This window comes from Roseobacter sp. CCS2 (assembly GCF_000169435.1).
Lineage (GTDB): Bacteria > Pseudomonadota > Alphaproteobacteria > Rhodobacterales > Rhodobacteraceae > Yoonia.
On sequence record NZ_AAYB01000003.1, the window covers coordinates 146,226 to 166,574 of the forward strand.

Genomic DNA, 20,349 nt, shown 5'->3' on the forward strand with positions numbered 1-20,349 from the left:
CATCGACTAAAGACAGGTGCCCCATGCGCGCGGAAATGCAAAATTATGTGGAGGCGATTGAAAAATCGCTGGCCTTGCTTGCGCAGCGGATGGACCGCGAAACAGCCCCGCATCGGTTGGAGGAATTCAACGCCCGCGTTGAGGACCCGACGCTGTGGGATGACCCGGAAGCGGCGCAAAAGCTGATGCGCGAGCGGCAGTTGCTGGTTGATGCGATGGGTAACTATGACAGCATCAACCAAGAGCTGTCCGACAACATCGAGCTGATCGAACTGGGCGAGATGGAAGAGGATGCGGAGGTCGTGGCCGAGGCCGAGGCCGCGCTGGTCAAGCTGGCTGACAAGGCCGCCAAGAAAGAGCTTGAGGCCCTGCTGGATGGCGAGGCAGACGGCAACGACACTTTCCTTGAGATCAACGCGGGTGCGGGCGGGACAGAGTCTTGTGACTGGGCCAATATGCTGGCGCGCATGTATGTGCGTTGGGCCGAGAAAAAGGGCTATAAGGTTGAATTGCAGGCTGAACAATCGGGTGATGAAGCTGGGATCAAATCAGCCTCTTACAAGATCAGCGGTCATAATGCCTATGGCTGGTTGAAGTCTGAAAGCGGTGTGCATCGGCTGGTCCGCATCTCGCCCTTTGATAGTGCCGCCAAGCGCCATACCTCTTTCACCTCGGTAAAGGTCTATCCGGTTGTGGACGACAATATCGAGATTGAGGTAAACCCGGCGGACATTCGTTTGGACACCTATCGGTCCTCTGGCGCTGGTGGTCAGCATGTGAACACGACGGATTCGGCGGTGCGGATCACGCACCATCCTACGGGGATCGTGGTGACAAGTTCTGAAAAATCACAGCACCAGAACCGTGATATCGCGATCAAAGCGCTGAAGTCGCGGTTGTATCAAATGGAGCTGGATAAGCGTTCAACCTTGGTTAACGAAGCGCATGAAAATGCAGGCGATGCGGGCTGGGGCAATCAAATCCGGTCTTATGTCTTGCAGCCCTATCAGATGGTCAAGGACCTGCGGACCAATTTCGAAACATCAGATACCAAAGGCGTGCTGGATGGCGATCTGGATGGTTTGATGGCGGCGACTTTGGCCATGGATGTGTCGGGCAAAAGCCGGGCAGAGGCAAACGCCGAGTAATCAAGGGCCCTTGCCAATGGCGCGGACTTGGGGCGATGATAGTCCCATGGTCGATGACGTGGGGAGGCGTGATGTGACATCTACAGATACGCTGAGTGGTGGTTCAGAAAAGCTGGTCGTGCAGTCTTTGAGCATGGCCGACATCACGGGCAGCCTGCGTGCGGGTGTGCGCGATTTCCGCCGCGCGCCGCAGTTTGGCCTATTCTTTAGTGCCGTCTATGTCTTTGGTGGCTTTCTGATGCTTTGGGTCGGCGCCGGGCATGTGACATGGACGTTGGCCACGTCATTGGGTTTTCCGTTGATCGCACCATTTGCGGCCGCTGGTCTTTACGAGGTCAGTCGCCGGCTTGAAACCGATGAACCGCTGAAATGGAGCGGGGTGCTGGGTATTGTCTGGAACGAACGGACACGACAGTTGCCGTGGCTGGGTGCGATCATTGTGATCTATTTTCTGTTCTGGACGTTTTTGGCCCATATGATCTTTGCCCTGTTCATGGGGCTTTCAACGATGACGAATGTGACTGAAAGTTATGAGGTGTTTCTGACACCCAATGGGATTGCGATGATCGTGGTGGAATTGGGGGTAGGCGCGGTTCTGGCTTTTGTGCTGTTCTCGATGACCGTTGTCAGTCTGCCATTGGTCCTGCATCGCGAAGTGGATTTTGTGACGGCGATGTTGACGAGCATGAAGGCGGTGCGCGCGAACCTATTTGTGATGCTGGTCTGGGCGAGCATTATCGCGGTGCTGTCATTGCTGGCTTTGCTGCCCTGGTTCTTGGGGCTGATGGTTGTCTTGCCTGTGTTGGGGCATGCGACGTGGCATTTGTATCGCAGGGCCTTGGCCTAGAACGTAAAAAGGGCGCCCAACTCTGGACGCCCTTATGATTATGTTTTGCGGTTTAGGACTTTGCGTCAGCTGCTGCAGCCGTTGGCATCTTCTTTGACCCTGTCGCCAGCGGATCATCCTGACGCTGCACGGACCCTTCGAAGTGTGCGCCGCTTTCAATCGCGATTGTCTTGTGGATGATATCACCCTCAACGCGCGCGGTGGATGTCAGGCGGACCTTGAGGCCACGCACGCGGCCAACAACGCGGCCGTTGACGACTACGTCATCAGCGATCACTTCGCCTTTGACAGTAGCGCCTTCGCCGACCGTCAGCAGATGCGCGCGAATATCGCCCTCAACCTGACCTTCAACCTGAATGTCACCAGAGGTTTTGACGTTGCCTGTGATCAGCAGATCAGAAGACAACACAGATGGGGCAGGCTTGGCCTTTGGCGTTGCGGGTGCTTTGAAATCAGAACCTGCTGCGGGCTTGGCAGCGTCTGTGCCTTTTGGCTTGTCGGTGTCGGGCGTGTTTGGTCCGGGTTCGTTGATTTTGGATTTAGAAAACATCTTGTCCAGCTCTTATATAAGTCATGGGGTTGACGGGGTTGCCGTTTACACGGACCTCGTAGTGAAGGTGGGGTCCGGTCGAACGACCAGAATTACCCATAGCACCAATGCGCTCTCCACGCGAGACCCTTTGGCCTACGCGTACATCCATCGTATTAAGATGCGCATAACGTGTTTCGATGCCAAAGTCGTGGCGAATTTTGATCAGACGGCCATAACCAGAGGCCCAGCCAGCATGGCTGATCACACCATCGGCGGTGGCATAGATTGGTGTGCCGATGGGTGCCGCAAAATCAGTACCGGCATGTAACCGCCCCCAGCGCGGTCCAAAGCCTGATGTATACCTGAAGTTCGCTTTCACAGGGATCGAGAACGGCGCTTTTTCAGCGGCGATTCTATACAGATTAATGCGGTCCATCGCGGTCAGGATCGCATTTGCGCGCAGCGCGTCCGGGTCAGGATCACCGCCACGGGTCGAGAATTGGATCGGTGTCAGTGGCCCGCCTGTGCCGGAATAGCCGCGGCGCACTTGATCAATCAGGCTGTCGGGGTTCATGCCAGCGGCGCGAAACATATCGTCCAGCGGTTCAACAGAGACGAGCATCGCCTCTTCCAGCTGGCGGAAAATCTGGTCGTTGCGTTCTTGCAGAAGGCGCAATTCCAATTGCATCTCTTGTGCTTGGTCAATTGCAAATTCTGCGTCTGCTGCGATCTGGTCACGCTCTGATGCTGTATCGGCAAGGGCCGTGGCCAGCAAATCAACGGTGCCGGCCGCATCATCGCTGATAGATGCCGTGCCTTCTTCGTTGTTTTCAGTTGATAGGGCGGCGACCTGTCGGCGCGCCTCTTCGCGGGCGCGCATGGTGTCGCGCAGCGTGGCTTGTACCACTTCAAGTCCGGTCTCAAGCTCGCGCCGCTTTTCTTCGGTCGCCAGCAGTTCTGACTGCATAACCGAAATTTGTTGCAGCGCAGAGTTAAACCGTTCTTGCGCCGCCAATGCTTCCATCGCGCGGGCGTCGCGTTCGGTGGACAGCGCGTTCAGGCGTTGTTCATAAGTGAGTTGATCGCGTTGCGCTTGGGCGCGAAAGTTGCCGGCACCAATGCTGTCCATCAACAAGATGGCGGTCGCGACAATAGTCCATGCGACAACGATGATGCTGCCTGTCCAGCCGACAAGCTGGGTTTCGGGTGTCAGCCGAATGAAACGTGTTTCGCTGTCTGATCTCAGGAACAGCCGTCTTTCGGGCAGAAAGCGTTCCAGAATGCCATGAAGGCGTGTTTTCAGTCGTGATCTCACGGTGCTGCTCGTCCTGTCCCGTTGCCTGTCGCCGGAGCCCACCCGGTTTCGTCGTCGTCCCGTTTAAGTGTCTCGGCGCTTGCCTGCAAGAAATTTGCACGACTTTTACGCAGATGGCCCGCGTTCATTGAGGGTGTGCGCGGGGAATTGCCTATTTCTTGATCGCCCCGGTGGAAGGCTGTGTCGTGCCCGCCAGTGGCCAATAGAAATCGGGCGGTATCCCGGCTTCGGCGCGTTTTTCTTCATTGAAGGGTGGTTTGAGGGGGCCGTGAAAGTACTTGCACACAAGATCGTGGAAGACGCCGGTCGGGTCCAGATCATGCCGCCCACACAGAAAATGAAACCACTTTGATCCGTATGCGACATGGTGCACTTCTTCGGCATAGATCACTTCAAGCGCGTCGACCGCTTGTGTCAGTTTGGCCTGTTTGAAGATTTTGATCATGCCGGGTGTGACATCCAGCCCGCGTGCTTCAAGAACCATAGGCACGACGGCCAACCGCCCCATCAGGTCATCAACCGTGTCTTCGGCCGCACGCCACATACCGGCATGGGCGGGCAGAGCCCCATAATAGCTGTCCATGGCTTCAAGGCAGTCACACATCAGATTGAAATGTTTGGATTCTTCGTCAGCCGCCTTTACCCAATCATCGTAATATCCAAGCGGCAGTTTGGTGTCCGAGAACCGCGCGATGATATCCCAATGCAGGTCAACAGCGTTGAGTTCGATATGTGCCACTGCGTGCAGCAGCGCAATTTGCCCCGCCGGAGTGCCGGGTTTGCGGTGCGGCACATCACGCGGGCTAAGCAGTGCGGGCTTGTCCGGGCGCGACGGCCGCAAAGGTGGTGTGGCGTTCCCGATGTCGATCGTTTCGCCGGCTTGTCGCGCCGCTTGCCAATGTGCTGCGTATTGCCGCGACAGTGCTGTCTTTTCACGACCCTCAGCGGTGGTCAGCACCGCGACGGCCATTTCTGTCAGGGTCACAGCGCGCGGACCGCTTCAAGCACTGCATCCACATGGCCGGGGACGCGCACCTTGCGCCAGACCTGGGCGATCTTGCCGTCGGCGTCGATCAGATAGGTGGCGCGTTCGATGCCCATGTAGGTTTTGCCGTACATGCTTTTTTCCACCCAAGTGCCATAGCGTTCGCAGACATCACCGTCTTCGTCGGACAGCAATGCGATTTTCAGCTCATGCTTGGCCACGAATTTATCGTGCTTTTTTACGCTGTCTTTGGACACACCAAGGATGACTGTATCCAAAGCCGCAAAAGCATCGGCATTTTCGGTAAAACCAATGGCTTCTTTCGTGCACCCCGGTGTGTCGTCTTTGGGATAGAAGTAAAGCACGATCTTTTTGCCTGCAAAATCGGACAGGTTGACCGTTTCGCCACCATCACGGGGCAGGCTGATTTCCGGGGCTTTATCGCCGACGGCTGGCTGTGTCATGTGATTGTCCTTTGTCAGGTTTGATTTCTTGGTTTTGTTTTAGTCCGTGACAGGCAAAGATAAAGGCCTGACGTAAAACGCCTGGCTGAGAATGACAGAAGATACCGAGATCACCGAAGAAAAGCCGAAGCGCGCCAAAGGTATGCGCCCGTGGGTCTTTTGGCTGCGTGCGATCTATGTGGTTTGTCTGATGCCGCTGGTTTTCGTGGCCGCAGCGGCAGTGATGGTTATCGACAGGGATATCACGGCGCCAAGTTGGATCATTGAACGGATTGAGGCGCGCGCCGATGATGTGCTGGAAGGGGCCAGGCTGGAGTTTGGCGCAATCACGGTCCGGATCGGCCGCGATCTGCACCCCACTGTTCGCCTTGTCGATACGCGTTTGGTGGATGCGGGCGGACTGACCTTGTCCAGTGTGCCAATTGTCGAAGGGTTGATGTCGCCGCGCGGGCTGATCTTGCAACAAGAGGTCTTGATGCAGGATGTGCGCCTGATCGGGGCGCAGGTGAACCTGCGCCGGGCGCGTGATGGGTCCGTTTCATTTGCCTTGACGACAGGCGGTAATGATCTGGGGCAGGCGCGATCCTTGCCTGAACTGCTGGAGCAGTTTGATCAGGTTTTTGAACGGCCAGCACTGGAGGCGTTGGAAACCGTGCGTGCCGATGGTCTGATCGTGAATTTTGACGATGCGCGCGCCGGACGCAGCTGGATTGTGGATGGTGGTCGTGTGTCGCTTGACCTGCGGGGTGGCGAGACCACGATCAGAGGCAACTTCGCCTTGCTGTCAGGTGGGACGAATGTAACCACCGTCAGGCTGAATTACACCAGCCCGCGCGGCAGTCGTGCGGCGTTTATGGGTCTTAACCTCGACAATGCCTTGGCCACGGATATCGCGGCCCAATCGCCTGCACTGCGTTGGCTGCAAGGGGTCGATGCGCAGATCACCGCCGCCTTGCGCACGCAGTTGGATGAAACCGGTGCGTTGGGACCGCTGAACGCAAGTCTGGAAATCGGGCAAGGCGTTTTGCAACCCAATCCAGCGACGCAACCCATTGGTTTTGATGATGCCAAAGCCTATTTCACGTATGATCCAGTGCGCGACAGCATCAGTTTCAACGAACTGAGCCTTGAGACAGAATGGGGCCGTTTGCGTGCCGATGGCGATGCATATCTGCGCGATTTTCGCGATGGGTTGCCCCGCGCATTGCTGGCGCAGTTTCGGTTCAGTGATCTGGTTCTGAACCCACCGGGGTTTTTTGAAACACCGCCCGAAATTCCGCAAGCCGCCGTTGACCTGCGCCTGCGGTTTGACCCATTTTCGGTTGAGATTGGTCAGGCCGTGATTATCGACAGAGACACGCGGGCAAGCGCAAATGGAACAATTGCCGCGACAGATGCAGGGTGGCAGGTCGCGCTAGACACGCATGTCGACAGTATCGCACCAGAGCGGTTTGTAACGTTCTGGCCATTGTCGATGAAGCCGCGGACGCGGCAGTGGGTATCCAACAACCTGACCGATGGGCATCTTTTGAACGTGAACGCAGGGTTTCGTATCGCGCCAGAGCGTGCCCCGCAGTTTGCCCTGGGATTTGAATTTGCAGACGCAGCCATCAAATTTCTGCGGCACGTCCCACCCATCACACAAGCCCATGGCGTGGCAAGCATTGAGGATAACCGCTTTGTCGTGAGCCTTAATCGTGGTGTCGTCAACGCGCCGCAGGGTGGGCCGATGCAATTGGCCGGGTCTGATTTCACGATCGTGGATTTGCGGATGAAACCGTCGCCTGCCATCCTCAATTTGCAGGTCGACAGCACATTGACTGCGGCCCTGTCCGTCCTGAACCAACGCCCATTTGAGTATATGGATAAAGCGAATTTGCCGGTTACCTTGGGGGATGGTCGCGCGTTGACCCAAGGCCAGATCACCTGGCCACTAGAGCCGCGACCGGCACCCGATAGCTTTGCGATTGATATGACAGCACAGGTCCGCAATGTCCGCAGCGACGTGCTGTTGCCCGGTCGCACGTTTGTGGCCCCGCGTCTGGACGTAACCGTCGACAAACAGGGTGTGAATATCGCAGGACCAGTGCGCGTAGGGCAGGTTGCGGCGGTTGGGGCGTGGGATCAACGCTTTGGCGATCCGGATCGTCCGGGGAGCCGGGTTGAGGCGGACGTGGCACTATCGCAGGCATTCCTGAATGAATTTAATATCGCGCTGCCGCCCGGTACGATCAGTGGCAATGGCACAGGTCAGCTATCTGTGGATTTTCAAAAAGATGTGCCGCCTGCGTTTCGTCTTCGCTCTGATCTGTTGGGGCTGACTGTGGGTATTCCGGCTGTCGGCTGGTCCAAAGGTCCGGGCACCGAAGGCAGCCTGTTGGTGACGGGCGCGTTAGGTGATGTGCCGTCTATTGACACTTTGGAAATCGGGGGCGGCGGATTGCAGGCGGCAGGCCGTATTGATCTGGATGCAAATGGTGGGTTGCAGGCGGCGCGGTTTTCGCAATTGCGTGTCGGGAACTGGTTTAACGCCCCCATTACGCTGCGCGGCCAAGGCGCGGGGCAACCTTTGGCGGTCGAAATTAGCGGTGGATCGCTTGATTTGCGCAATGCGCAGTTTGGCACGGGGCAGGGTGATGGTGGACCGGTGCGCATTGCATTGGATCGCTTGCAGGTCACGGAAGGCATTTCGCTGACCAATTTCCGCGGCGATTTTTCGAACCAGCAAGGGTTTCGCGGGCAGTTCACCGGTCAAATGAATGGCGCGGCCAACGTGGTGGGCACCGTTGCGCCACGGGATGGGCGATCTGCTGTGCAACTGCGCAGCGATGATGCAGGTGGCATTCTGCGTGCGACGGGTTTGATGCGCAATGCTTTGGGTGGATCGGCTGATCTGACGCTTTTGCCTGCGGGCGGGCCGGGGACGTTTGACGGCACGTTGCGTGTGCGTGATATCCGCGTCCGCGATGCGCCCGCGATTGCAGCGCTTTTGGATGCGATCAGTGTGGTGGGGCTGTTGCAGCAACTGGACGGGCAAGGTTTGGCCTTTGATGAGGTGGATGCAAAGTTCCGTCTGACACCGCAGCAAGTCATTGTGTCAGAGGCCAGTGCCGTTGGGCCGGGGCTTGGCATTTCAGTGGATGGCATCTACACGCTCGCCAGCAAACAGATTGATCTGCAGGGCGTCGTGTCACCGTTTTTCTTGGTTAACAGCATTGGTTCGTTTTTGACCCGCAGGGGTGAGGGGCTGATCGGGTTCAACTATACCATTCGCGGCACATCCGATGCGCCGCAAGTGGGGGTCAACCCGCTGTCGGCGCTGACACCGGGCATGTTCCGCGAGATCTTTCGCAGACCAGCACCGGATATTTCGCAATGAAACTAAGTGAATTTGATTTCGATCTGCCAGATTCGCTGATCGCGACGCGCCCTGCGCGCCCCCGGTCTTCGGCCCGGTTGTTGCTGGCACAGGGTGCGACGATTGAAGATCGGATCGTCAATCAATTGCCGGATATTTTGCAACCGGGTGATCGGCTGATCCTGAACGACACAAAGGTGATCCCGGCGCGGTTGTTTGGGTTGCGCCACCGGTCGGGTGAAGCAGGCGAGACTGCGGCCAAAATGGATGTCACATTGCTGGAGCCGCGCGCAGATGGCAGTTGGTCAGCACTGATCAAACCACTGAAGAAGGTGCGCGATGGTGAGGTGATCGTCTTTTCCGATGATTTGGAGGCCGAGGTTACAGGCCGCGGTGACGGGCAGGGGTATTTGGCCTTTAACCTGAAGGGTGATGATTTCGATGCAGCGTTGAACGCGGTGGGGGCGATGCCTTTGCCGCCTTACATTGCAGGGAAACGCTCGGCAGATGACGCAGATAAGACGGATTACCAGACCTATTGGGCACGCAATTCTGGTGCTGTGGCCGCGCCAACGGCGTCACTACATTTTGATGGACCGTTGTTAGCGGCATTGGCGGCGCGCGGTGTGCAATTTACCCATGTCACCTTGCATGTGGGGGCGGGGACGTTCCTGCCGGTGAAGGTTGATGATGTGCGTGATCATAAGATGCATGCGGAATGGGGTGAGGTTACAGCAGATGCAGCGGCCGAGATCAACGCGACAAAGGCGGCAGGTCATCGGGTGATCCCTGTCGGGACAACGGCGCTGCGATTGATTGAAAGTGCGGCCCAACGCGGGGTGATGCAGCCCTGGACAGGGCCAACGGATATTTTCATCACGCCGGGGTTTCAGTTTCAGATGGCGGACGGGTTGATGACAAACTTTCATTTGCCAAAGTCAACGCTGATGATGCTGGTTTCAGCCTTGATGGGAACCGACACCATCCGCGCGATTTACGCCCATGCCATTGCGCAAAACTATCGCTTTTTTTCATACGGTGACAGCTCACTTCTTCTGCCGCACAAATAGGACGCGAACGGGCGCGACGACGTCGCTAATGCATGATGATTTGTAAATAGAATCGTGACATAGGGCGGTTCTGTTTCGGGCTGAAAGGGCGCGTCATGTTTCAGGTCTTCACCGGCTCTTGGGCTTTGTTCGTTGGCATGTTCATGCTGATGGTTGGAAACGGCCTGCAAGGCACGTTGTTGGGTCTGCGCGGCGAGGCGGAAGGGTTTAGCACCTTTGAGCTGTCCATCGTGATGTCGGCCTATTTTCTGGGGTTCCTGTTCAGTTCGCGCTTTACGCCAGAGCTGATCCGCCGCGTGGGTCACGTGCGGGTTTTTGCGGCCCTTGGGTCCATGGTGTCAGCGGTTTTGATCGCCTATCCAGTGTTGCTTGATCCCTGGGCGTGGACGATTGGCCGTGTCATCATCGGGTTTTGTTTTTGTGGTGTCTATATCACCGCCGAAAGCTGGCTGAACGATGCATCCAGCAACGAAACCCGCGGCAAGTCGCTGTCGCTTTACATGATCGTGCAGATGGCGGGCATCGTTGTCGCACAATGGATTGTCAGCCAAGGTGACGTGAACGGGTATATCCTGTTTATCATCTCGTCGATCTTGGTGTCGCTGGCGTTTGCCCCTGTCTTGCTGTCGATCAAGCCGATGCCAGCGTTTGAGACATCAAAGCGTATGAAGCTGCGTGATGTAGTAAAGGCCTCTCCTTTGGCTTGTGTCGGCATGTTTATGCTGGGTGGTGTGTTTTCCGCCCAGTTTGGCATGTCTGCCGTTTATGGCAGCCGCGTGGGGCTGACGGTTGGGCAGATTTCGTTCTTTGTGTCTGCGATCTACGTCGCCGCCTTGGTTTTGCAGTATCCTATTGGTTGGCTGTCTGACCGGATGGACCGGCGCAGTCTGATCATCTGGATTTCATTGTTGGGTGCTGCGGGATCAATGATCGCGTTTTTGATCCCTGGCTATTTCACACTGATCGTCATTAGCGGTGCGATTGTCGGTGGGATGTCCAACCCGCTTTATGCCCTGCTGATCGCCTACGCCAACGATTATCTTGAGAAAGAGGATATGGCCGCGGCCTCTGGCGGGTTGCTTTTCGTCAATGGGTTGGGGGCTATTGCCGGTCCTTTGACTGTGGGTGTGATGATGGATGTAATCGGCAATAATGGCTTTTGGCTTTATACGGCTGTTTTGATGGCATCGGTCGGGGCCTATGGATTGTATCGCGCCACACAGCGCAGTCGCGAGGATGCCGAAACAGAAACGGTAAGCGTGCCATATGCGCCGGTTTCCGCGGCATCCACGCCGATCGCGGCCGAACTTGCCCAGGAATACTATATTGACGAGGTCGAGCAGGAAGAAGAGACGACATCCACCTGATATGTTGCCCTTGGGTCACCGGAAATGTCACTTCGAAAGATCAAGTGACCGCTGCAGTGATCTAAACACTTGTCAGGCCATGATTTGTCTGTTTGCAATTGAACGCAGAGATACAAACGACCGAGGAGCAGTGTCGTGGTGGCCCCTGAAGAGGTATTGGCGTTCTGGCTGGATGAATGCACTCCGGCTGATTGGTATAAGTCTGATCCTGCGCTTGACGCGAAGATACGCGAAAGATTTGGCGAAACCTGGCAGCAAGCGGCGGATGGCGCATTAAGCCTTTGGCTGACGTATGCCTCTGGCACGCTGGCCTATATTATCCTGACCGATCAATTTCCGCGCAATATGTTTCGCGACAGCGGTCAGGCCTTTGAAACTGATGGTATCGCGCTGGCTGCGGCCAAAATGGCGATTGATCGGAAATGGGATCTGAAAATTGATGAACCCGCACGACAGTTTTTCTATCTGCCGTTGATGCATGCCGAAAACCTGTGCGATCAGGATCGGGCCGTCCGCCTGATCCACACACGTATGCCAGAGCATGGTGCCAATAACGTGGATCATGCCTGCGCCCACCGCGCTGTGATCCGCGATTTCGGCCGCTTCCCTTATCGCAATAATGCTTTGGGTCGCAAAACCACCCCAGCAGAGCAGGCTTTTCTGGACGCAGGCGGGTATGGTGCGGCAATTCGCGCGCAGCAAGAGGCCGCGAAATAAGGGATCTTGCATCTGTCCCATAGCTGTTATGACCTAAGGTCACTAGAGGTCGTGCCAAAAGTAGTTTAGCGTTCAACTAAATTAGGAATTGGAGGGCCAAGGGATGGCTGCGCAAAACTTTGATCTTATCGTAATTGGCGCCGGGCCGGGCGGCTATGTCGCCGCGATCCGTGGTGCACAGCTGGGCATGAAGGTCGCTATCGTCGAGCGCGAAAATCTGGGCGGTATCTGCCTGAACTGGGGCTGTATCCCGACCAAAGCCATGCTGCGATCATCCGAAGTGTTCCACCTGATGCACCGCGCCAAGGAATTTGGCTTGAAGGCCACAGGCGTTGACTATGATCTCGATGCGGTTGTAAAGCGCAGCCGGTCTGTGGCCGGTCAGCTTTCGGGTGGTATTGGCCATCTGATGAAGAAGAACAAAGTGACCGTCTTTATGGGTGAGGCCACGATCCCCGCGAAAGGCAAAGTATCTGTTAAAGGTGAAAAGGGCACTGATGACCTGACCGCCAAGAATATCGTGCTTGCCACTGGCGCGCGTGCGCGTGAATTGCCGGGTCTTGAGGCGGATGGCGATCTGGTTTGGACCTATCGGCACGCGCTTGAGCCAAAGAAAATGCCAAAGAAATTGTTGGTGATCGGTTCCGGTGCGATCGGCATCGAATTTGCAAGCTTCTATAACACGCTGGGTTCTGACACGACCGTGGTCGAAGTCATGGACCGTGTGCTGCCAGTAGAAGACGCTGAGATTTCGGCCTTTGCCAAAAAGCAGTTCGTCAAACAAGGCATGAAGATCATGGAGAAATCCATGGTCAAACAGTTGGACCGTGGCAAAGGTAAAGTCACGGCGCATATCGAAACCGGCGGCAAGACTGAAAAGATGGAGTTTGACACTGTCATCTCTGCCGTCGGGATTGTTGGGAATGTTGAAGGCTTGGGTCTGGAAGAACTGGGCGTGAAGGTTGATCGCACCCATGTTGTGACCGATGAATTCTGCCGCACGGGTGTTGATGGTCTCTATGCTATCGGGGATATCGCAGGCGCCCCATGGTTGGCGCATAAGGCGAGCCATGAGGGTGTGATGGTCGCCGACCTGATTGCCGGTAAGCATGCGCATCCGGTCAAGCCAGAGAGCATTGCAGGCTGTACCTATTGCCATCCGCAGATCGCTTCGGTCGGTTATTCCGAGGCGAAAGCTAAAGAGCTGGGATATGACATCAAAGTCGGCCGCTTCCCCTTCATCGGCAACGGTAAGGCGATTGCCTTGGGCGAGCCTGAGGGCATGATCAAAACAGTCTTTGATGCCAAGACGGGTGAACTGCTGGGCGCGCATATGGTCGGCGCTGAGGTCACGGAGTTGATCCAAGGCTATGTTGTGGGCCGCCAGTTGGAGACCACGGAAGAAGATCTGATGAACACTGTCTTCCCGCACCCGACGCTGTCAGAGATGATGCACGAGAGTGTGCTGGATGCCTATGATCGTGTGATCCATATGTAAGCGGCTGACGCAATATTGGATATTGTCGTCACCGGTTTGTGCGGCCAAACATTGCATTTGTGCAAGCGCTTTGGGGTCAGAGACGTCAAAACCCACAACATGGGTCGTAAAATTGATACCTGCTGCTCTAAGCAAATGGGCGGCAGGGCATGGATCGGGCTTACAGGTTTTCATACCATCTGACACCGAGGGGTGTCTTCGGTATAGCGCAGCGCTTTGGCAGTTGCAGTCACCGTGTCTTCGTGGGCGGTTTGCTGCCGCCAATCTGCCCCTACATGGCCCGGAGAGGTCGAGAACCAAAATCATATTGGGGTGGTCCTGCGCGATGGTCGGATTAATTTTGCATATGTTCCTGTAATGTTCTAAATCTGGGGTGGCAGGTCGCGACATGCCTGCTATCTGGTAGGGCTATTGCCCTGGGGGTCTGTATGGCTGAGCTAAAAAACATCGAAGTGCGCGGTGCGCGTGAGCATAATCTGAAGAATATTGACGTGGATATTCCGCGTGATCAGCTTGTGGTGATTACAGGCCTTTCTGGGTCGGGGAAATCCTCGCTGGCGTTCGATACGATCTATGCCGAAGGGCAGCGCCGCTATGTGGAATCGCTGTCGGCCTATGCGCGCCAGTTTTTGGATATGATGGAAAAGCCGGATGTTGATCACATCTCTGGCCTGTCACCAGCGATTTCGATTGAGCAAAAGACAACCTCAAAGAACCCGCGGTCGACCGTCGGCACGATTACCGAGATTTACGACTACGTGCGCTTGTTGTTTGCCCGCGCTGGTACGCCATTCAGCCCGACGACCGGTCTGCCGATTGAGGCACAACAGGTTCAAGACATGGTTGATCGTGTCATGGCACTGGAGGAGGGGACGCGCGGCTATTTGCTGGCCCCCATTATCCGTGACCGCAAGGGTGAATACCGCAAAGAATTTCTGGAACTGCGCAAGCAGGGTTTTCAGCGGGTGAAAGTGGATGGTGAGTTTTACGAGTTGGATGAACCGCCCAAGCTGGATAAGAAGTTTCGCCATGACATTGATGTCGTGGTTGACCGGATTGTTGTGCGCGAGGGGTTAGAGACACGTCTGGCCGACAGTTTCCGCACGGCGCTGGATTTGGCTGATGGGATCGCGATTTTGGAAACCGCCCCAAAAGAAGGTGACCCTGAGCGTCTGACGTTTTCCGAAAACTTCGCCTGTCCTGTGTCGGGCTTTACAATCCCCGAGATTGAACCGCGCCTGTTTTCATTCAACGCCCCGTTTGGTGCCTGCCCATCCTGCGACGGTCTTGGGGTTGAGCTGTTCTTTGACGAACAACTGGTTGTCCCTGATGTGACCCTGAAGATCGCGGATGGTGCTTTGGCCCCGTGGCGTAAAGGCAAGAGCCCATATTTCCTGCAAACGATTGAGGCCATCGCCAAGCATTATGGCTTTAACAAAAACGCCCGCTGGAAAGACCTTGATCCGAAGGTGCAAGAGGTGTTCCTGCGCGGTTCTGGCAAGGAAGAGATCAAGTTCCGTTATGATGAAGGCGGTCGCGTTTATCAGGTCGAACGCGCCTTTGAAGGTGTGATCCCGAATATGGAACGCCGCTATCGCGAAACCGATAGCAATTGGATCCGCGAAGAGTTTGAGAACTATCAAAACAACCGCAATTGCGGGACCTGTGGTGGGTATCGTTTGCGCGAAGAGGCATTGGCGGTCAAAATCGGTGGTCTCCACATCGGGCAGATCGTGCAAATGTCGATCAAGGAAGCCTATGATTGGTGCACTGATGTGCCCAATAGCCTGACGAAGCAAAAGAATGAGATCGCGCAAGCGATTTTGAAGGAAATTCGTGAGCGTCTTGGGTTTCTCAATAACGTCGGGCTTGAGTATCTGACGCTTTCACGCAATTCCGGCACGTTATCTGGTGGTGAGAGTCAGCGGATCAGGCTTGCCAGTCAGATTGGTTCGGGTCTGCAAGGCGTGCTTTATGTGCTGGATGAGCCGTCCATTGGCCTGCACCAACGCGACAATGATCGCTTGCTGACCACGCTGAAGAACCTGCGCGACCAGGGCAATACTGTGATTGTGGTTGAACACGATGAAGAGGCGATCCGCGAGGCGGATTATGTCTTTGATATCGGTCCGGGCGCGGGTGTGCATGGTGGTGAAGTGGTAGCCAAGGGCACACCGCAAGAGATTATGGCAAATGATGGCTCCGTCACAGGGCAGTACTTGATTGGCGCAAAAGAGATCGAAGTGCCTGCGAAACGCCGCAAAGGTAAAGGTAAAAAGCTGACTGTGGTAAAGGCCACGGGGAACAACCTGCAGAATGTGACGGCAGACTTTCCTTTGCAGAAGTTTGTATGTGTGACTGGCGTGTCCGGCGGCGGAAAATCTACGTTGACGATTGAGACATTGTTCAAAAACGCCTCAATGAAGCTGAACGGGGCGCGGCAGACGCCGGGACCATGCGAGACGATCAAAGGGTTTGAGCATCTTGATAAGGTGATTGACATTGACCAACGCCCCATTGGGCGCACGCCGCGGTCGAACCCGGCGACATACACCGGGGCGTTTACGCCGATCCGTGAATGGTTTGCTGGCATGCCAGAGGCGAAAGCGCGCGGCTACAAGCCCGGGCGCTTTAGCTTCAACGTGAAGGGTGGGCGCTGTGAGGCGTGTCAGGGCGACGGTGTCATCAAGATTGAAATGCACTTTCTGCCGGATGTCTATGTGACCTGCGAGACCTGCAAGGGCGCGCGGTACAATCGCGAAACGCTGGAGATTAAGTTCAAGGGCAAATCCATTGCGGATGTGCTGGATATGACCGTTGAGGATGCACAGACCTTCTTTACCGCGGTGCCGTCGATCCGCGAAAAGATGGATGCGCTGATGCGGGTTGGTCTGGGTTATATTAAGGTCGGCCAGCAGGCGACAACACTGTCCGGTGGTGAGGCGCAGCGGGTCAAACTGTCAAAAGAACTGGCGCGGCGGTCCACTGGTCGGACGCTCTATATTCTGGATGAGCCGACCACCGGTTTGCACTTTGAAGATGTGCGTAAACTGTTGGAAGTGCTGCACGAACTGGTGGATCAGGGCAATTCAGTTATTGTGATTGAGCATAATCTGGATGTGGTAAAGACCGCCGATCATATCATTGATATCGGCCCTGAGGGCGGCGATGGCGGCGGCCGTATTGTGGCGACAGGCACGCCAGAGAAGGTGGCCGAAGTGAGCGAAAGCCACACGGGCCGGTATCTGAAAGATATGCTATCGGCCCGCAAGGTTGCCGCTGAATAATCAGTTGTAGCTGTGGTCGAAGGTAATGACCTCGCCTGTGCTGGTTTCCAGACTGCTGGCATAGATTTCCGGCGTAGGGCCATCATCAACAATGCCGTTCACGGTGACACTGCTGTCGACAGAAACGGGAACAAGGTTCGGCCCAAGGTAAACGGCGATCTTGCCGGTGTCGTCGCGCAGGATAAATGTGTCTTCATCCGCAATCCGGTCTACGGTGCCGCTGACGGTAACCTGTGTGTCTGGTTGCAATGCCGCGATGGTCTGATCGGCGGCGGCAAGCGTTGGCATGAACAGGGCGATAGATGCGATAAGTACTTTGTGTCTCATGGCTTAATCCAACGCGATACCAAGAAGAACAAGTGCCGCGACGGCGGCAAGCGCAAACGCCCAACCGGGGGCCGTGAACGTCACATCCGACTTTAACCAATTGGTCACGGTCGCTTTTGTAAGGGCGGGGGTCTTGGGGTGTTCCATTTCAAACTCCTTTTCCTGACTGAATGAGTAAGAAATTGGGTGTGGTGTGCCTGCGTTCAAGACCTGCGTTCACAGCAGGCAGGGTCAAACGACTTGTTCGGCGAAAATTCGCCGCACCATCAGTTGTTTCGGCGATAGTAGAATGAACGACGAAAGTCAGCCGCGCGTCCGCTTTTCGAACCGCGGCAGCATGGCGGAAAAGTCTTTTCCGATGCCATCTTCGTTTTCGACAAATTGCGCATAAAGGTCGCGTGCGGCGTGTCCCATGGGGGTGTCTGCGTCGGCGGCTTCTGCGGCCATTTGGGATAGGTTGAGGTCTTTGAGCATCAGTTCTGCCGCAAACCCTGGCTGATAATCATTGTCTGCGGGGCTTTGCGGGCCGATGCCGGGGGCAGGGCAATAGGCATTCATCGACCATGAATAACCTGACGATGTGCTGACCACATCAAACATCGCTTGCCGATCAAGGCCAAGCTTATCTGCCAGCACAAAAGCTTCGCTTGTCGCGATCATGGTAACGCCGAGGATCATGTTGTTGCAGATTTTGGCGGCCTGCCCATTACCTGCATCGCCGCAATGCACAGCCTTTTGGCCCATGATATCGAAAAGCGGTTGGACGATGCCGAAAGCGTCGGCTGTACCACCTGCCATGAAGGTAAGTGTGCCATTGGTGGCCCCGCCGATCCCACCCGACACAGGGGCATCCACGGCTTGCAGGCCAGCGGCCTTTGCCTGCGTTGCGACGGCGCGCGCGCTTTCCACATCGACTGTGGAACAATCAAGATGGACAGCGCCCGCTTTCATAACTGCGTGGATGTCAAAGGCGACTGCGCGCAGGATGTCACCGTTGGGCAGCATGGTGATGACCACATCAGCGTCTGTGGCTGCATCTGCCGCGTTGTCTGCAAGCGTCAGTCCTTCTGGTACTGCAACGGTATCAAACCCAACCACGTCGTGTGTTTTTGCCAGATTGGCGGCCATGGGTGCGCCCATGTTGCCCAATCCGATAAATCCGATTTTCATGCCTTGTCCTTCCATTGCAGCGCGTCTTTGCCTAAATCACGGGTCATCGCAGCCACGTCTTCTGCTGTCACCGCGTCCCAACTGCTATGTTGCCATTTCGGGTTGCGGTCCCGATCAATGATGGCTGCGCGGATGCCTTCGATAAAGTCACCTTGTGCGACGCAGCGATACGTATAGCGAAATTCACGGTCGAGGGCGTTTTCGATGTGCGGGTCATGGCGGGCCGCTTGGATGGTTTTGACGGCCACGGCCATGGCAAGCGGCGCGTTGCGATCCATCAATTTGCGCGCATGTGTCATGGCAGGGCCAGGCGTATCGGGCATGGCGCGGTAAATATCGCCAAGGTTTGCCCCGCCAAAACAGGCGTCAATTTCATCCTGCCAGTCAGCCAGGCGCGCAGCAGGGGCCGCGCGTTCTGTGCTTTCAATCGCCTTGAGGTCACCGGTTTTGATCAGTGTTGCTTTCAGTTCATCCCATGCGTCCTGCGGCACATAGTGATCTGCGAAACCCACATAGATTGCGTCAGCCGCATCCATCCGGTCGCCACTGACCCCAAGAAATTCACCGCAATGGCCCGATGCCTTGGCAAGGATCAGAGAACCGCCAACGTCGGGCACCAAGCCGATTGAGCATTCTGGCATCGCGATCTGGCTGGTTTCGCAAACGATCCGGTGGCTGGCATGACAGCCAACGCCAACGCCGCCGCCCATGGTGAAGCCATGCAGGAACGTCACGATAGGCTTTGTGTAATTGTAAAGCTTGGCATTCAGTCGATACTCGTCCCGCCAGAACCGGCGGCCATAGTCCAGGTCACCGCGCTGGCCTGCCGCATACATTTCAGCAATATCACCGCCCGAACAAAACGCGCGGTCGCCGGCACCGTCGATCAGGATCAGCGCAACGTCGGGATCATCGCGCCAGTCATCCAACGCTTGCTCAATCGCGAGGCACATATCCCATGTCAGTGCGTTCAGCGCTTTGTGCCGGTTCAGCGTGATGTGGCCCGCGTGCCCGGTCTTGCGAATACTGATGTCGGTCATTGGATCATGTGGCGCGCGGTAATAAGGCGCATGATTTCGTTGGTACCTTCAAGGATCTGGTGCACGCGTAGATCGCGCACGATCTTTTCGATCCCATAGTCTGCCAGATAGCCATAGCCGCCGTGCAATTGCAGGCATTGGTCGGCGACGTCGCTGCCGGTTTCGGTGCACAGCTTTTTGGCCATGGCGCAGAATTTGGTGGCATCTGGCGCGCCTTGGTCCAGTTTCCATGCCGCTTGTCGCAGAAATGTGCGGGCGGATTGCAGTGCGATTTCCATATCGGCCAGGCGGAATTGCAGCCCTTGGAACTGGTCGATGGGTTTGCCGAATGCCTTACGCTCGGCCATATAAGCGACAGTTTGATCAAGGGCGGATTGGGCCGCCCCGATGGAACACGCGGCAATATTCAGGCGCCCACCGTCAAGCCCCGCCATGGCGTATTTAAAGCCCATGCCTTCCTCGCCAAGCAGATTGTCCGCCGGGGCAGGGCAGTTGTCCATTTGCACTTGCCGCGTGGGTTGCGACCGCCAGCCCATTTTATCCTCTAGCCCCCCAAAGGACAGGCCATCGGCGCCGTCCTCAACGATGATTGCGCTGATCCCCTTGGGGCCATCATCGCTGGTGCGGGCCATAACGATGTAGGCGTCAGAATAACCCCCGCCAGATATAAATGCCTTTGTTCCGGTCAGCTGATAACCTGCGTTATCTCTGATCGCCTTGGTCTTAAGCGCGGCCGCGTCCGACCCGGACCCCGGTTCTGTCAGGCAGTAGGACAGAATCGTTTCCATGGTCAACGCTTTGGGCAGAACGCGGTCTTTGAGTGCGTCCGTTCCATAGGCGTCTATCATACGCGCGCACATATTGTGGATTGATAGAAAGGCCGAAACGGAGGCACAGGACTGCGCAAGTGCTTCGAAAACAAGGGTCGCGTCCAGTCGGGACAGACCTGATCCGCCACGGTCTTCACCGACGTAAAGACCGCCGAACCCTAGTTCTGCCAGCTTTGTCCAAAGCTCTTTCGGGATCGTGCCGTCGGTTTCCCAAGTGCGTGCATGTGGTGCGATGTGTTCTTGACCGAATTCCCGCGCCATATCGAAAATGGCGGTTTGTTCTTCTGTCAAAGCAAAGTCCATTCTTGCCTCCCGTCAAAGAATTGAACGCTTGTTCATATAATGTGAGCATATGGCACAATTGGCAAGCGCTGGGGATAAACAAACGGCCCAC

Annotated in this window: 17 protein-coding genes; 8 read left to right on the plus strand and 9 right to left on the minus strand. The window is 56.0% G+C overall.

From position 1 onward, the window contains the following. The first annotated feature begins 23 nt into the window (after positions 1-23). Positions 24-1,148, plus strand: a complete 1,125-nt coding sequence (gene prfB / locus RCCS2_RS11955) for a peptide chain release factor 2 (RefSeq protein ID WP_008234553.1) — start codon at positions 24-26, stop codon at positions 1,146-1,148. A 133-nt stretch (positions 1,149-1,281) separates the two neighbouring features. Next, positions 1,282-1,995 carry a DUF2189 domain-containing protein gene (locus tag RCCS2_RS11960; protein ID WP_050770821.1) on the plus strand — a complete coding sequence of 238 codons (714 nt, stop codon included), beginning with the start codon at positions 1,282-1,284 and terminating at the stop codon, positions 1,993-1,995. Positions 1,996-2,047: 52 nt separating this feature from the next. On the opposite strand, the gene RCCS2_RS11965 is transcribed toward RCCS2_RS11960, so the two are convergent. The 4 genes from RCCS2_RS11965 to bcp all read right to left on the minus strand — a co-directional run bounded on the left by RCCS2_RS11965 (position 2,048) and on the right by bcp (position 5,291). Beyond that, positions 2,048-2,545, minus strand: coding sequence for a bactofilin family protein (locus RCCS2_RS11965; protein ID WP_008234557.1), 498 nt, complete (start codon positions 2,543-2,545; stop codon positions 2,048-2,050). After that, positions 2,535-3,842 carry a M23 family metallopeptidase gene (locus tag RCCS2_RS11970; RefSeq protein WP_008234559.1) on the minus strand — a complete coding sequence of 436 codons (1,308 nt, stop codon included), beginning with the start codon at positions 3,840-3,842 and terminating at the stop codon, positions 2,535-2,537. The genes RCCS2_RS11965 and RCCS2_RS11970 overlap by 11 nt, the downstream gene beginning before the upstream one ends. A 151-nt stretch (positions 3,843-3,993) precedes the next feature. Beyond that, a complete protein-coding gene (locus tag RCCS2_RS11975) occupies positions 3,994-4,812 on the minus strand; it encodes a ferritin-like domain-containing protein (protein ID WP_037294161.1) in 819 nt (272 codons plus the stop codon). Between the two features lie 11 nt (positions 4,813-4,823). After that, positions 4,824-5,291 (minus strand): thioredoxin-dependent thiol peroxidase, encoded by a 468-nt coding sequence (bcp, locus tag RCCS2_RS11980; RefSeq protein ID WP_008234562.1) that lies wholly within the window; start codon positions 5,289-5,291, stop codon positions 4,824-4,826. 91 nt (positions 5,292-5,382) lie between these two features. On the opposite strand from bcp, the gene RCCS2_RS11985 reads away from it, so the two are divergent. The 6 genes from RCCS2_RS11985 to uvrA all read left to right on the plus strand — a co-directional run bounded on the left by RCCS2_RS11985 (position 5,383) and on the right by uvrA (position 16,588). After that, the gene (locus RCCS2_RS11985; RefSeq protein WP_008234563.1) at positions 5,383-8,670 is read left to right on the plus strand and encodes a YhdP family protein; all 3,288 of its coding nucleotides are present in this window, start codon (positions 5,383-5,385) and stop codon (positions 8,668-8,670) included. Further along, positions 8,667-9,719: a tRNA preQ1(34) S-adenosylmethionine ribosyltransferase-isomerase QueA gene (gene queA / locus RCCS2_RS11990; RefSeq protein ID WP_008234564.1), complete on the plus strand. Its 1,053-nt coding sequence runs from the start codon at positions 8,667-8,669 to the stop codon at positions 9,717-9,719. The genes RCCS2_RS11985 and queA overlap by 4 nt, the downstream gene beginning before the upstream one ends. A gap of 95 nt (positions 9,720-9,814) precedes the next feature. Continuing rightward, a complete protein-coding gene (locus RCCS2_RS11995) occupies positions 9,815-11,086 on the plus strand; it encodes an MFS transporter (RefSeq protein ID WP_008234565.1) in 1,272 nt (423 codons plus the stop codon). Between the two features lie 135 nt (positions 11,087-11,221). Beyond that, positions 11,222-11,803, plus strand: coding sequence for a DUF924 family protein (locus tag RCCS2_RS12000; RefSeq protein WP_008234566.1), 582 nt, complete (start codon positions 11,222-11,224; stop codon positions 11,801-11,803). Positions 11,804-11,906: 103 nt separating this feature from the next. Further along, positions 11,907-13,301 (plus strand): dihydrolipoyl dehydrogenase, encoded by a 1,395-nt coding sequence (lpdA, locus tag RCCS2_RS12005; protein WP_008234567.1) that lies wholly within the window; start codon positions 11,907-11,909, stop codon positions 13,299-13,301. Between the two features lie 428 nt (positions 13,302-13,729). Continuing rightward, the gene (gene uvrA, locus RCCS2_RS12010; RefSeq protein WP_008234568.1) at positions 13,730-16,588 is read left to right on the plus strand and encodes an excinuclease ABC subunit UvrA; all 2,859 of its coding nucleotides are present in this window, start codon (positions 13,730-13,732) and stop codon (positions 16,586-16,588) included. On the opposite strand, the gene RCCS2_RS12015 is transcribed toward uvrA, so the two are convergent. The 5 genes from RCCS2_RS12015 to RCCS2_RS12030 form a co-directional block, all read right to left on the minus strand. Further along, positions 16,589-16,915, minus strand: a complete 327-nt coding sequence (locus RCCS2_RS12015) for a hypothetical protein (RefSeq protein WP_008234569.1) — start codon at positions 16,913-16,915, stop codon at positions 16,589-16,591. A 3-nt stretch (positions 16,916-16,918) separates the two neighbouring features. Next, positions 16,919-17,062, minus strand: coding sequence for a hypothetical protein (locus tag RCCS2_RS18565; RefSeq protein WP_008234572.1), 144 nt, complete (start codon positions 17,060-17,062; stop codon positions 16,919-16,921). Positions 17,063-17,218: 156 nt separating this feature from the next. Further along, entirely contained in the window at positions 17,219-18,085 is an 867-nt protein-coding gene (mmsB, locus tag RCCS2_RS12020) for a 3-hydroxyisobutyrate dehydrogenase (protein ID WP_037294162.1), read from the minus strand. Next, positions 18,082-19,125 (minus strand): enoyl-CoA hydratase/isomerase family protein, encoded by a 1,044-nt coding sequence (locus RCCS2_RS12025; protein ID WP_008234577.1) that lies wholly within the window; start codon positions 19,123-19,125, stop codon positions 18,082-18,084. Before RCCS2_RS12025 ends, mmsB begins: the two co-directional genes overlap by 4 nt. Further along, on the minus strand, positions 19,122-20,258 hold the full coding sequence (locus RCCS2_RS12030) for an acyl-CoA dehydrogenase family protein (protein ID WP_008234579.1): 1,137 nt from the start codon (positions 20,256-20,258) through the stop codon (positions 19,122-19,124). The genes RCCS2_RS12025 and RCCS2_RS12030 overlap by 4 nt, the downstream gene beginning before the upstream one ends. Positions 20,259-20,349: the final 91 nt, after the last annotated feature.

Bases quoted from the DNA above. Each gene is read 5' to 3' on its own strand.
- prfB (WP_008234553.1), top strand. From the start codon at position 24: ATGCGCGCGGAAATGCAAAATTATGTGGAGGCGATTGAAAAATCGCTG.
- RCCS2_RS11960 (WP_050770821.1), top strand. From the start codon at position 1,282: ATGGCCGACATCACGGGCAGCCTGCGTGCGGGTGTGCGCGATTTCCGC.
- RCCS2_RS11965 (WP_008234557.1), bottom strand. From the start codon at position 2,545: ATGTTTTCTAAATCCAAAATCAACGAACCCGGACCAAACACGCCCGAC.
- RCCS2_RS11975 (WP_037294161.1), bottom strand. From the start codon at position 4,812: ATGGCCGTCGCGGTGCTGACCACCGCTGAGGGTCGTGAAAAGACAGCA.
- bcp (WP_008234562.1), bottom strand. From the start codon at position 5,291: ATGACACAGCCAGCCGTCGGCGATAAAGCCCCGGAAATCAGCCTGCCC.
- RCCS2_RS11985 (WP_008234563.1), top strand. From the start codon at position 5,383: ATGACAGAAGATACCGAGATCACCGAAGAAAAGCCGAAGCGCGCCAAA.
- queA (WP_008234564.1), top strand. From the start codon at position 8,667: ATGAAACTAAGTGAATTTGATTTCGATCTGCCAGATTCGCTGATCGCG.
- RCCS2_RS11995 (WP_008234565.1), top strand. From the start codon at position 9,815: ATGTTTCAGGTCTTCACCGGCTCTTGGGCTTTGTTCGTTGGCATGTTC.
- lpdA (WP_008234567.1), top strand. From the start codon at position 11,907: ATGGCTGCGCAAAACTTTGATCTTATCGTAATTGGCGCCGGGCCGGGC.
- uvrA (WP_008234568.1), top strand. From the start codon at position 13,730: ATGGCTGAGCTAAAAAACATCGAAGTGCGCGGTGCGCGTGAGCATAAT.
- RCCS2_RS12015 (WP_008234569.1), bottom strand. From the start codon at position 16,915: ATGAGACACAAAGTACTTATCGCATCTATCGCCCTGTTCATGCCAACG.
- RCCS2_RS18565 (WP_008234572.1), bottom strand. From the start codon at position 17,062: ATGGAACACCCCAAGACCCCCGCCCTTACAAAAGCGACCGTGACCAAT.
- mmsB (WP_037294162.1), bottom strand. From the start codon at position 18,085: ATGAAAATCGGATTTATCGGATTGGGCAACATGGGCGCACCCATGGCC.
- RCCS2_RS12025 (WP_008234577.1), bottom strand. From the start codon at position 19,125: ATGACCGACATCAGTATTCGCAAGACCGGGCACGCGGGCCACATCACG.
- RCCS2_RS12030 (WP_008234579.1), bottom strand. From the start codon at position 20,258: ATGGACTTTGCTTTGACAGAAGAACAAACCGCCATTTTCGATATGGCG.